The sequence below is a fragment of the Actinoplanes sp. NPDC049548 genome (assembly GCF_040676695.1).
GTDB lineage: Bacteria > Actinomycetota > Actinomycetes > Mycobacteriales > Micromonosporaceae > Actinoplanes.
Window position 1 is genome coordinate 1 of sequence record NZ_JBFAPM010000049.1, and the last position, 10,792, is coordinate 10,792.

Below are 10,792 nucleotides of genomic sequence, written 5' to 3' on the forward strand. Positions count from 1 at the left end.
CCACCAGACACACAAAGCATCTGGCCGGGGTAAATCATTCTTGGCACTGGCTTATCAAGCACCCTGTTGAGTTCTCAAAGAACAACCACACACCGGTCGGTACCGCCTCGTTCGAGGCGACCCGCTCGGGGCAACCGCTCTAACTTACCTGGTCGACTTCGCCAGCGCAAGACCTGAGTCTTGGAAGATCTCGGAAGATCTTCGTGGCATCGCCCAAGTGTTTTCCCGCGCTAACGCTCACCCCTGAGGGTGTGAGTGTCGTCGGGTGGCCCCGCAGCCGTCCGGAGATCACTAGGTGATCGATCCGCCCGGTTCCTGCTGGCCGGTTTACTCTACCCGGTCGTTCTCGCTGGCGCAAATCCGGTTTCCCGCCGCCTGCCTCGCCCGGTGCTGTCCGTCAGCATACGCCTTCGTCCAGCTGCCCGCTGAGAGACGGTCGAACAATCACCTTCGTGCTGTTCGTCCGGGTTCCCCTCGGGCAGAGAGAAAGTTACGCGACGCCCCACCGCCAACGCAAATCGGCCCCCGTCCCAGGAACCCCATTCGGGGAACGGCCGTGCCACAGTGGCAGGCATGAGTCCTGAGCCGGCACTCGCCACAGACGCGCTTTTCGATTCGCTGATGCCCGTGTCTCAGCTGGTCATCGGCATTCTCGTGCTCGCCGCGGTGATCGTGTCGGTGCACCGGCTGGTCGTGCGGGGCCCTTCACGGATGGGTGGCGCCATGCTCATCGCCGGCGGCGCTGTGGTCTGCGTCGCCGTCGTGGGGTACCTGATCCAGAGCTTCTGAGGGCCACAACGGACAGCAGCTACAACCGCCGGTTCGCGAGGCTGGGCAGATCGGTGCGGATCTCGTCCAACCGCGACAGATCCAGGTCCGCCGTCACGACGCCGACGACATCCGGCGCCTGAGCGACCACCGTCCCCCACGGGTCAATGATCATGCTCCGCCCGAAACACGTCCGCTGCGGCTCGTGATCCCCGATCTGGCCGGCCGCCACGACGTAGCACTGGTTCTCGATCGCCCTGGCACGCAGGAGCACCTCCCAGTGGTCCCGGCCGGTGTGCATCATGAAGGCCGCCGGCACCACGAGCACCTTCGCCCCGTCGACCGCCAGGCGCCGGTACAACTCCGGGAACCGCAGGTCGTAGCAGATGGACAGGCCGGTCGGCACGCCGTCGATCTCGGTCACCACGGTTCGGTCACCCGGTGCCACGGTGCGGGACTCGTGATAGGACACCCGGCCGGGGATCTCCACGTCGTACAGGTGGATCTTGCGATAGGTCGCGGTGAGCTGACCCGCGGGGTTGAAGATCAGGGAGGTGTTGAAGGTTCGGTCGGCGTCGGGGCCGGCCTCGTGGAAGGAGCCGGCGTGCACCCAGATGCCGAGCTCGCGCGCGGCCTCGGCGAAGAACGCAGCGAACTCGCCGTCGACCGGCTCCGGCTTGGGGAGTCCGCCGCCGGGTCCCAGGTAGTCGACGTATTCGGGCAGAACCGCGAGGGTCGCTCCGGCTGCGGCGGCGCGGCCGAGGAGGTCACGGGCCACGGCGAGATTCCGGGTACGGTCATCGCGAGCGTTCAGCTGGCAGACGGCGACGCGCATGACAGCCAGCGTACGGAACACGGCCGGCCCGCGAAACGCCTCGACCGGCCCGTCCAACCGGCTACGGGAACGGGATGGGCGCGAGCAGGACCTCGGCACCCACCGGCACATATCCCGCGGCCAGGAACGCCCGCAGGCTCGAGGCGTTGCCGGGAGCCACCTGCGCCCACACCGGCCGGCCCTCGGGCACGAGATGGCGAGCCGCCTGCGCCAGCGACCGACCCAGCCCACGGTTCCGAGCGGCCTCGTCGACCTCGATCGCGGCCTCCCAGCGTCCGCCCAGCCCCTTCCCCACCACCAGCACCGACGGCCCGCACGTCCACACGCGCGTCTCGGAGCGGAAGCGGCGGGCCCGCAGCACCCGTGGATGCGTACTGTCCTCGACGGCGACGAGCTCCACCGGAGGTTCGCCGGACAGCGGCGATCCGAGGACGACCGCATCGACCGACCCGGCCGTCAGCCTGAGCCGGTCCTCGAGTGCGCAGAGGAACCGTGGGGAGAGCGGCGCGCTCAGGTCCCCGTCGGGCATCCACGAGTCGACCCACGGACGGTCGACGTCCGCGGCCACCACGACGTGTCCCGGAAACGACGTCACCGCCGCCCGGTGGGGCGACGGTGACGGCACCAGATCGAGCCAGGGGTCCGTGGGGAGGCGCTCGCCGCGCTCCACCCGGGTCAGGACCTCCGGCAGCCCATACGGGGCGGTCAGGCCGACTTCTCCTCGCGCTCGCGACGGGCGCGGCGGCCGACGAACTCGCGCGGCACGATGGTCGGTATGACGTTCTCGACCACGACCTCGCGAGTGATCACCACCCGGGCGGCGTCGGGGTTGCTGGGCACCTCGAACATGACGTTCTGGAGGACTTCCTCCATGATCGCGCGGAGGCCGCGGGCGCCGGTGCCGCGGAGCATCGCCTGGTCGGCGATGGCCTCGAGGGCGCCCTGGTCGAACTCCAGCTCGACGCCGTCGAGCTCGAAGAGCCGCTGGTACTGCTTGACGTAGGCGTTGCGGGGCTCGGTGAGGATCTTGATGAGCGCCTCGCGGTCGAGGTTGCGCACCGTGGTGATCACCGGGAGGCGGCCGATGAACTCGGGGATGAGCCCGAACTTCAGCATGTCCTCCGGCATCACCTTGCTGAAGATGTCGTCGGTGTTGCGCTCCGAGACCGAGCGCAGGTGCGCGCCGAAGCCGACGCCGCCCTGGCCGACGCGGGACTCGATGATCCGGTCCAGGCCCGCGAACGCCCCACCCACGATGAACAGCACGTTGGTGGTGTCGATCTGGATGAACTCCTGGTGCGGGTGCTTGCGGCCACCCTGCGGCGGGACGTTCGCGACCGTGCCTTCGAGGATCTTGAGCAGAGCCTGCTGCACGCCCTCGCCGGAGACGTCCCGGGTGATCGACGGGTTCTCGCTCTTACGAGCGATCTTGTCGACCTCGTCGATGTAGATGATGCCCTGCTCGGCGCGCTTGACGTCGTAGTCGGCCGCCTGGATGAGCTTGAGCAGGATGTTCTCGACGTCCTCGCCGACGTAGCCTGCCTCGGTGAGCGCCGTGGCGTCCGCGATGGCGAAGGGGACGTTCAGCATCCGCGCCAGCGTCTGTGCCAGGTGCGTCTTACCGCAGCCCGTGGGGCCGATGAGCATGATGTTGGACTTGGCCACCTCGACGTCGCTGCCCGCACCGGGCGCGCCGGCCGACTCGGCCTGGATCCGCTTGTAGTGGTTGTAGACCGCCACGGAGAGGGCCTTCTTGGCCTGCTCCTGGCCCACCACGTAGTTGTCGAGGAACTGGCAGATCTCCATCGGCTTGGGAAGCTCTTCCCACTTCACCTCGCCGGTCTCGGCCAGCTCCTCCTCGATGATCTCGTTGCAGAGATCGATGCACTCGTCGCAGATGTAGACACCCGGGCCCGCGATGAGCTTTTTGACCTGCTTCTGGGACTTCCCACAGAACGAGCACTTCAGTAGGTCGCCACCGTCACCGATCCGTGCCACCTACGTTCTCCCTGCGCTCATCGGCCGGCTCACACCGGCCCTCGGCCCGAGGACGGATTTCCTCGTCGGTATCTCATCGTCTGCCGACCCGCGTTACTGAGGTTGCCGACTCGACGTTACCCGCTCAGGGGCAGTTCTCCGACCCCCCAAAACGGGCGTGTCAGGGGCCAGTCAGTCTAGCGCGAGCCGACCGACCCCTGACACCGCGTGCTCCACCCGCCGATCCGGCGGTCCCCCGGCGGCGGCCGGCCCCGCTCAGGAGCCGGTCCACCGCTGCCGGAGGGGAGGCTCAGCTACCCACGCCGGCGGCCTGGAGGCTCTTCTTCCGGGTGGCGAGGACGGTGTCCACGATCCCGTACTCCTTGGCCTCGTCGGCCGTCATGATCTTGTCACGGTCGATGTCCTTGCTGACCTTCTCGACCGGCCGGTTGGAGTGCTTCGCGATGAGCGTCTCCAGCTGGGTGCGCATACGCAGGATCTCGCGCGCCTGGATCTCGATGTCCGAGCCCTGGCCGTACCCGCCCTCGGTGGCCGGCTGGTGGATGATGATCCGCGAGTGCGGGAGCGCCATCCGCTTGCCGGGGGTGCCGCCGGCCAGCAGCACCGCGGCCGCGCTGGCCGCCTGGCCCAGGCACACCGTGCTGATGTCGGGCCGGACGTACTGCATGGTGTCGTAGATCGCCGTCATGGCGGTGAACGAGCCACCGGGCGAGTTGATGTACATCAGGATGTCGCGGTCCGGGTCGGCGCTCTCCAGCGTCAGCAGCTGGGCCATCACGTCGTTGGCCGACGCGTCGTCCACCTGGACGCCGAGGAAGATGATCCGGTCCTCGAACATCTTGTTGTACGGGTTCGACTCCTTCACGCCGTACGACGTGCGCTCGACGAACGAGGGCAGGACGTAGCGGTTGTGCACCGGAGCGAACCCGGGAGGCATGGTCAGGTCCGTCATTGCTCAGCTCCTCAGTTCAGCGTTCCGGCGCCCTCGGGGACCTGCGTGGCCCCGGTGATCACCTTGTCGATGAAGCCGTAGTCCTTGGCCTCCTGCGCCGTGAACCAGCGGTCCCGGTCGGAGTCGGCCTCGATGGTCGCCTGATCCTGGCCGGTGTGGAAGGCCACCCGCTCCTGGAACATGCGCTTCGTGTACAACATCTGCTCGGCCTGGATGGCGATGTCCGCGGCGGTGCCGCCCATGCCGCCCGACGGCTGGTGCATCATGATCCGCGCGTGCGGCAGCGCGTAGCGCTTGCCCTTGGTGCCCGCGCAGAGCAGCAACTGCCCCATCGACGCGGCCATGCCCATGGCCACGGTGGAGACGTCGTTGTCGATGAACTGCATGGTGTCGTAGATCGCCATGCCGGAGTAGACGGAACCACCCGGCGAGTTGATCCAGAGGTTGATGTCGCGCTCCGGGTCCTCCGCGGAGAGCAGCAGCAGCTGCGCGCAGATGCGGTTGGCAACCTGGTCGGTCACCTCGCTGCCGAGGAAGATGATCCGCTCGCGCAGCAGGCGGTTGTAGACCGAGTCGTCGAGGTTGCCACTGATGGAGTCACCACGCAGCGTGGGACTCGCAGGGATGTGCAGATCGGTCATGGCAGCCCTTCACAGCTGACTGTGTCGGCCGAGGATCCGGCCGGCAGGTTGTCCGTCGTACGACCAACCTAACCGGTCGAATGCGCATCAGCTTCCCGCTCGGGCAGGTGTTCGCTGACAGCGCACCGGGGTGACGGAAACGCCGAAAGGGCCGCCACGGACACGCGGCGGCCCCCTCGTCGGACCTCAGTGGTTGTGCCCGGCGTGCTCGTCCTCGCTCGCGGCCCGGAGGTCGTCGAGGCTCAGCACGTTACCCTCGGTGTCCTTCATCTCGACCTGCTCCATGACGTTCGCCAGGGCCTTGCCGCGGCGCACGTCGCCGAAGACGGCCGCGGCCGCCCCCGACTGCACGAGCTGGTCGTAGTACTGCTGCGGCTGCATCTGGGCGCGCTGCGCCCGGTGCACGATCTCGTGGCCGAACTCGTCGTCGGAGACCTGGATCTCCTCGGCGTCGGCGATCGTGTCCAGGAGCAGCTGGATCTTGACGCCCTCGGTGGCCGCCTCGGTCAGCTCGGTGTCGATCTGCTCCTCGGTCTTCTCCTCGGAGGCCAGGTAGTCCTCGAGGGTGGCGCCGATGCGCTCGAGCTGGTCGGTCATGGCCTGCTTGCGGCCCTCGACCTCGTCCTTGACGATGCCCTCGGGCGCCGGGATGTCGGCGGCCGCGACGAGCTGCTTGAGCGCCTCGTCCCGGGCCGCGTAGATCTGCTCGACCTTCTTGACCTTGGTGAGCCGCTCCTTGAGGTCGGCCCGCAGCTCCTCGAGCGTGTCGAACTCGCTCGCCATCTGCGCGAACTCGTCGTTGATCTCCGGGAGCTGCTTGTCCTTGACCGTGCGGACGGTCACCGCGACCTCGGCGTCGCGGCCGGCGTAGTCGCCGCCCACGAGCTGGGTCGTGAAGGTGGTCTCGGCGCCGGCCTCCAGCCCGACGAGCACCTCGTCGAGGCCCGGGAGCAGCTGCTTGCTGCCGACCTCGTGGGAGATGTTGGTGGCCGAGCCGCCCGGCACCTCCTCGCCGTCGACCGTCGCCTTGAGGTCGAGCTGCACGTAGTCGCCCTCGGCCGCCGCGCGCTCCACGGTCTTCAGCGTGGCGAAACGCTCGCGCAGGCCGTTGATCTGCTCCTCGATCTCGTTGTCGCCGATCTCGAGGGCCGGCACCTCGACCTTGATGGTGCTGAGGTCCGGAATGGTGATCTCGGGACGCACGTCCACCTCGGCCGTGAACTTCAGCGGCTCGTTGTCGGCGAACTCGGTGATCTCCACCTCGGGACGGCCCAGGGTCTTCACCTCGTGCTCGCGCACCGCGGCGAGGATCTGCTGCGGGATGGCCTCCTGCACGGCCTCGTTGAGCACCGCACCGCGGCCCACCCGCTGGTCGATGACGGCGGGCGGGATCTTGCCGCGCCGGAAGCCGGGGATCTGAACCTGAGAGCCGATCTCGCGGTACGCCTTCTGCAGGCTCGGCTTGAGCTCATCGAACGGCACCTCGATGGCGAGCCGCACCCGAGTCGGACTCAGAGTCTCGACGGTGCTCTTCACAGGCGTACTCCTTGATGGATCTCTTCGTTGTTGGTGAAAGTCGGGGTGGCGGGATTTGAACCCACGGCCCCTCGCTCCCAAAGCGAGTGCGCTACCAAACTGCGCCACACCCCGAGGCCGCAGGCAAGTGTATGCGGTCCGTCATGTGCCGTGTGCCTCGGCGTCGCCCGCACGCGCCACGCGGGGGAACCGGTTCGCGTCCGGCGAGGGGATTCAAGTACGCTAGCGACGGCTTCGCACTCCGGTGCGGTGCCACGCGGGCGTAGCTCAATGGTAGAGCCTCAGTCTTCCAAACTGATTACGCGAGTTCGATTCTCGTCGCCCGCTCGCCGAAGAAGGCCCAGGTCAGGGTGCATCCCGACCTGGGCCTTCGGCGTTGGGAGGGATCAGCTCACCGGCTTGCCGCCGGTCACGCCGAGGACCTCTCCGGTCGTGTAGCTGGATTCCTGGGACGCGAAATACACGTACGCGGGTGCCAGCTCGGCGGGCTGGCCGGCGCGGCCCAGCGGGGTGTCGCCGCCGAACGACTCGACCTTCTCCTCGGGCATGGTGGCCGGAATCAGCGGGGTCCAGATCGGGCCGGGCGCGACCGCGTTGACCCGGATGCCCTTCTCTGCCAGGTCCTCGGCCAGCGCCTTGGTGAACGCCACGATGCCACCCTTGGTGGTGGCGTAGTCGAGCAGCGCGCTCGAGGACTGGTACGCCTGGATCGACGCCGTGTTGATGATCGTCGCGCCGGGGGCCAGGTGCGGGACGGCGGCACGGCAGAGCCAGAACATCGCGTACAGGTTGGTCTTCATCACGCGGTCGAACTGGTCGGTGGTGATGTCGGTGATGCCGCCCGGCTGGGCCATCTGGAAGGCGGCGTTGTTGACGAGGATGTCGAGGCCGCCGAGCTCGGCGACGGCCCGGTCGACGACGGCCTGGCAGTGGGACTCGTCGCGGATGTCGCCGGGCACGGCCACCGCCTTGCGCCCGGCCTTCTCGATGAGCTGGACGGTGTCCTGGGCGTCGGTCTCCTCCTCCGGCAGGTAGGAGATCAGCACGTCGGCGCCCTCGCGGGCGAAGGCGATGGCGACCGCCCGGCCGATGCCCGAGTCTCCGCCGGTGATGACGGCTCGCCGGCCGGTGAGGCGACCGGTCCCCCGGTACGTGTCCTCGCCGTGGTCGGGCTTGTCCGGCATCCGGCGCGTCATGCCGGGGTGCGACTGGTCACCGCCCTTGAGCTCGGGTGCGGGGTACTGGCTGCGCGGGTCCTGAAGCGCGTACTGGTCCTGGGTCATGCGCTTCCGGATGCCCGTGTGGGGCGTGACTAACCGCGGGGAGCCCGTCACAGGGGCGTGGCGAAGTCCTGGGTCCAGACCAGCGTGCCGCGGGCGTCCGCCGCGACGCCGACACCGATGTTCCTGAAGGCGCACGTCAGGATGTTCGCCTTGTGCCCGTTGCTGTTCATCCAGCTCGCCATCACCTCGGCGGGGCTGCCCTGGCCCTTCGCGATGTTCTCGCCGGCGCCCGACCACCGGTAGCCCGCGTCGGTGATGCGGGTGGCGAACTCCGCGCCGTCCGGCGTCGTGTGGCTGAAGTAGGCGCGAGCCGCCATGTCGGCCGAGTGCCCCCGGGCCGCCGCGGTGAGGCGGTCATCCGCGGTGACCGCCGGGCAGCCGGCTTCGACACGCTCGGAGTTGACGATCCGCACGACCTCCGCCTCGATCGCCACGTTGCCGGCCGGCGAGGGCTCGGGACTCGCCGGCGGCGGGGAGGTCGGCAGCGTCGGCGGCAGCGACGGCGCCGGGCCGGATCCCGACGGTGCCGGGCCGGGCGGGACGGTCGCGGTCGCGCCCGGGTCACCGGAGGCGGTCACCGTGGGTACGGCGGTGGGCGGCGTTCCGTCCGTGGTGATGACGAGCTTGTCGATGTCCGGCGCCGGCCCGACCGGGTTGCCGAAGGCGATGGTGTTCTCGCCGGACCGGAGCGTGGCCGTGACCCGCAGGGTGGCAGGGCGGCCGGCGCCGCGCGTGCCCGGAAAGAGAACCGCGGTGGGCACCGCACCGTTCACGCTGATCTGAGCCGTGCTGCTGCGCTCGCCGGTGTAGGTGATCGCCAGCCGGGTGGGGCCGTTCTCCTCGGCGAGCACGCCGGTGATCGTCAGGACCCCCTTGCGCCCGATGCCGGTGACGCGGCTTCCTCCGGAGCAGCGACGGCAGTCCACCGCGTGGGCCCCGCCGGCCAGCGTGTTGACGGTCGCCTCGGCCTCGTACGTGGTGGTTCCGGCGCTGGCGCTCGCGGCTACGACGATGCCGGCGACCACGGTGACGACGGCCATGCCGCTGACGATGAGAACGGGTCTGCGCACGGTGATCCGAATCGTTTCTGACGGAGGGTGAGCGGTCCGGCGGAGACCGTAGCGTCACTATTAGACGATCGTCTATTAGATCGTTCTTAAATCTCCGAAGCCGCCCGTACGGGACACTCGGAGACATGGCGTACCCATCCGAGAACAGGCCGTCACCGGGCGCGGAGGCACTCCCGCCCCTGACCGAGAGTGCCGATGCGCCCGCGGAGCCCGCTCTGCCGCTGCCGGACGAGCTTGCCCGGACGCTGGCCGGCCTGGGCCCCGCAGGCGAAGCGCCGGCCGTCCGTGGAGGCCCGGCCGCCGGAGCCCGTACGCGAGCCCTGCGCCTGGCGTTGTGGTCCGCGGCCGCGATGCTGCTGCTGTTCGCCGTCCTGGCCGCGCAGAACACCGGCGGCGTGCGGGTCGGCTTCCTCTGGATGGACGGGCGCATCCCGCTGGCGCTGGCGCTGCTCGTGGCCGCGGTCGCCGGTGCGGCCATCGCGACGGCGGTCTTCACGGCGAGGATCGTCCACCTTCGTGGCTCGGCTCGCCGCCGGAGGCGCTGACGTCGGATTCGGCGGAACCCGCCCGGCACGTCCGGGCGGGTTTTTCCGGCCTTGACATGTGACCATTTGGTCACCTAACTTGGCGTCATGACGGACGACGACCGGGTGTTCAAGGCGCTGGCCGACCCGACCCGTCGCTTCCTGCTCGACCTGCTCTTCGCCCGCGACGGACGCACCCTCACGGAGCTGGAGTCGGAGGTCGAGATGACCCGCTTCGGGGTGGCCAAGCACCTGAAGCTGCTGGAGGAGGCGGGTCTGGTCGTCGTGCGCCGGTCCGGGCGGGAGAAGCTGCACTTCCTCAACCCCGTGCCGATCCGGCTGATCCACGACCGGTGGATCGACAAGTACACCGAGCGTCACGTCGAGGCGCTCGTCGATCTCAAGAAAGCGCTGGAGGACGAGGCATGACCGAGCCGCTGACGACCCAGGTGTTCCGGGTGTGGATCAGGACGACGCCGGAGAAGATCTGGACCGCCATCACCGACCCCGAGTGGACCGCGAAGTACGGCTACGCCGCCCCCGCCTTCTTCGACCTGCGCCCGGGCGGTTCCTACCGCTCCGAGGCGACGGAGGAGATGAAGGGCTTCGCCAAGGAGAACGGCTTCGAGGTTCCCGACGTCATCGTCGACGGCGAGGTCCTCGAGGCGGATCCCCCGCGGTTGCTGAAGCAGACCTGGCGGATGCTGATGGACCCGACCACCGCCGCCGAACCCTTCACGACGCTCACCTACCTGATCGAGGAGCTCAAGTCGCAGCCCGGCGTCTGCCGGCTGACCGTGACGCACGAGCTGACCGGCGCGCCGGCGACGTCGACGATGGTGGCCGGCTCGCCGCTGGACGAGGCGGGCGGCGGCGGCTGGGCCTGGGTGCTCAGCGACCTCAAGTCGCTGCTCGAGACCGGTACGGCCATGAGCGGCCGGGGCTGACCGGTGCCCGGGGACGGGCGGGCCGGCGCCCTCCCCCCGGGCTCCGCGGATGATCCAGACCGACCGCTGACCTGCGGTTGAGCTGCGCTTGAGATGCGGGGCGCAGGCTCATCAGGTCAGTGAGAACTCGGAAGGATCATCTCGATGAAGGCTTCGACCTCGAAGGGTCTGCGGCGTTGGACGACGCTGCTGGGCACAGCCGCCGCCGCGGGTGTGGCCGCCACGATGGGCCTGGCCG

12 protein-coding genes and 2 tRNA genes are annotated in these 10,792 nt (G+C 68.9%); 5 read left to right on the forward strand and 9 right to left on the reverse strand.

All coding sequences use genetic code 11. From position 1 onward, the window contains the following. Nucleotides 1-621: 621 nt before the first annotated feature. Complete coding sequence (locus tag AB0J80_RS38150) at nt 622-789, forward strand: hypothetical protein (RefSeq protein WP_364714686.1); 168 nt, start codon at nt 622-624, stop codon at nt 787-789. 19 nt (nt 790-808) lie between these two features. Here the strand turns inward: AB0J80_RS38150 and AB0J80_RS38155 are convergent, their stop codons facing one another. The 7 genes from AB0J80_RS38155 to AB0J80_RS38185 all read right to left on the reverse strand — a co-directional run bounded on the left by AB0J80_RS38155 (nt 809) and on the right by AB0J80_RS38185 (nt 6,844). Beyond that, a complete protein-coding gene (locus AB0J80_RS38155) occupies nt 809-1,603 on the reverse strand; it encodes a carbon-nitrogen hydrolase family protein (RefSeq protein ID WP_364714688.1) in 795 nt (264 codons plus the stop codon). Between the two features lie 61 nt (nt 1,604-1,664). Beyond that, nucleotides 1,665-2,273, reverse strand: a complete 609-nt coding sequence (locus tag AB0J80_RS38160) for a GNAT family N-acetyltransferase (protein WP_364714689.1) — start codon at nt 2,271-2,273, stop codon at nt 1,665-1,667. A gap of 35 nt (nt 2,274-2,308) precedes the next feature. Continuing rightward, complete coding sequence (gene clpX / locus AB0J80_RS38165; RefSeq protein WP_071806713.1) at nt 2,309-3,601, reverse strand: ATP-dependent Clp protease ATP-binding subunit ClpX; 1,293 nt, start codon at nt 3,599-3,601, stop codon at nt 2,309-2,311. Nucleotides 3,602-3,890: 289 nt separating this feature from the next. Beyond that, nucleotides 3,891-4,553: an ATP-dependent Clp protease proteolytic subunit gene (locus AB0J80_RS38170; protein WP_364714691.1), complete on the reverse strand. Its 663-nt coding sequence runs from the start codon at nt 4,551-4,553 to the stop codon at nt 3,891-3,893. An 11-nt stretch (nt 4,554-4,564) separates the two neighbouring features. Continuing rightward, nucleotides 4,565-5,194, reverse strand: coding sequence for an ATP-dependent Clp protease proteolytic subunit (locus AB0J80_RS38175; RefSeq protein WP_364714693.1), 630 nt, complete (start codon nt 5,192-5,194; stop codon nt 4,565-4,567). Between the two features lie 186 nt (nt 5,195-5,380). Further along, nucleotides 5,381-6,730, reverse strand: a complete 1,350-nt coding sequence (gene tig / locus AB0J80_RS38180) for a trigger factor (protein ID WP_364714694.1) — start codon at nt 6,728-6,730, stop codon at nt 5,381-5,383. Between the two features lie 40 nt (nt 6,731-6,770). Next, nucleotides 6,771-6,844, reverse strand: a tRNA-Pro gene (locus AB0J80_RS38185). Nucleotides 6,845-6,986: 142 nt separating this feature from the next. Between AB0J80_RS38185 and AB0J80_RS38190 the strand changes: the two genes are divergently transcribed. After that, nucleotides 6,987-7,057: transfer RNA gene (locus tag AB0J80_RS38190), tRNA-Gly, on the forward strand. A 59-nt stretch (nt 7,058-7,116) separates the two neighbouring features. On the opposite strand, the gene AB0J80_RS38195 is transcribed toward AB0J80_RS38190, so the two are convergent. Both AB0J80_RS38195 and AB0J80_RS38200 read right to left on the reverse strand, forming a co-directional pair. Continuing rightward, a complete protein-coding gene (locus AB0J80_RS38195) occupies nt 7,117-8,013 on the reverse strand; it encodes a glucose 1-dehydrogenase (protein ID WP_364714696.1) in 897 nt (298 codons plus the stop codon). Nucleotides 8,014-8,060: 47 nt separating this feature from the next. Beyond that, the gene (locus tag AB0J80_RS38200; RefSeq protein ID WP_364714697.1) at nt 8,061-9,083 is read right to left on the reverse strand and encodes a CAP domain-containing protein; all 1,023 of its coding nucleotides are present in this window, start codon (nt 9,081-9,083) and stop codon (nt 8,061-8,063) included. A gap of 125 nt (nt 9,084-9,208) precedes the next feature. Between AB0J80_RS38200 and AB0J80_RS38205 the strand changes: the two genes are divergently transcribed. The 3 genes from AB0J80_RS38205 (at nt 9,209) to AB0J80_RS38215 (ending at nt 10,554) form a co-directional block, all read left to right on the forward strand. Then, complete coding sequence (locus AB0J80_RS38205) at nt 9,209-9,628, forward strand: lipopolysaccharide assembly protein LapA domain-containing protein (protein WP_364714698.1); 420 nt, start codon at nt 9,209-9,211, stop codon at nt 9,626-9,628. 87 nt (nt 9,629-9,715) lie between these two features. Beyond that, complete coding sequence (locus AB0J80_RS38210; RefSeq protein ID WP_364714700.1) at nt 9,716-10,036, forward strand: metalloregulator ArsR/SmtB family transcription factor; 321 nt, start codon at nt 9,716-9,718, stop codon at nt 10,034-10,036. Continuing rightward, nucleotides 10,033-10,554 (forward strand): SRPBCC domain-containing protein, encoded by a 522-nt coding sequence (locus AB0J80_RS38215; RefSeq protein WP_364714702.1) that lies wholly within the window; start codon nt 10,033-10,035, stop codon nt 10,552-10,554. Before AB0J80_RS38210 ends, AB0J80_RS38215 begins: the two co-directional genes overlap by 4 nt. Nucleotides 10,555-10,792: the final 238 nt, after the last annotated feature.

Excerpts from the sequence above, each read along its gene's own strand:
- AB0J80_RS38155 (WP_364714688.1), bottom strand. The coding sequence starts at position 1,603 with ATGCGCGTCGCCGTCTGCCAGCTGAACGCTCGCGATGACCGTACCCGG.
- AB0J80_RS38195 (WP_364714696.1), bottom strand. The coding sequence starts at position 8,013 with ATGACCCAGGACCAGTACGCGCTTCAGGACCCGCGCAGCCAGTACCCC.
- AB0J80_RS38175 (WP_364714693.1), bottom strand. The coding sequence starts at position 5,194 with ATGACCGATCTGCACATCCCTGCGAGTCCCACGCTGCGTGGTGACTCC.
- AB0J80_RS38210 (WP_364714700.1), top strand. The coding sequence starts at position 9,716 with ATGACGGACGACGACCGGGTGTTCAAGGCGCTGGCCGACCCGACCCGT.
- AB0J80_RS38150 (WP_364714686.1), top strand. The coding sequence starts at position 622 with ATGCCCGTGTCTCAGCTGGTCATCGGCATTCTCGTGCTCGCCGCGGTG.
- AB0J80_RS38215 (WP_364714702.1), top strand. The coding sequence starts at position 10,033 with ATGACCGAGCCGCTGACGACCCAGGTGTTCCGGGTGTGGATCAGGACG.
- AB0J80_RS38170 (WP_364714691.1), bottom strand. The coding sequence starts at position 4,553 with ATGACGGACCTGACCATGCCTCCCGGGTTCGCTCCGGTGCACAACCGC.
- AB0J80_RS38205 (WP_364714698.1), top strand. The coding sequence starts at position 9,209 with ATGGCGTACCCATCCGAGAACAGGCCGTCACCGGGCGCGGAGGCACTC.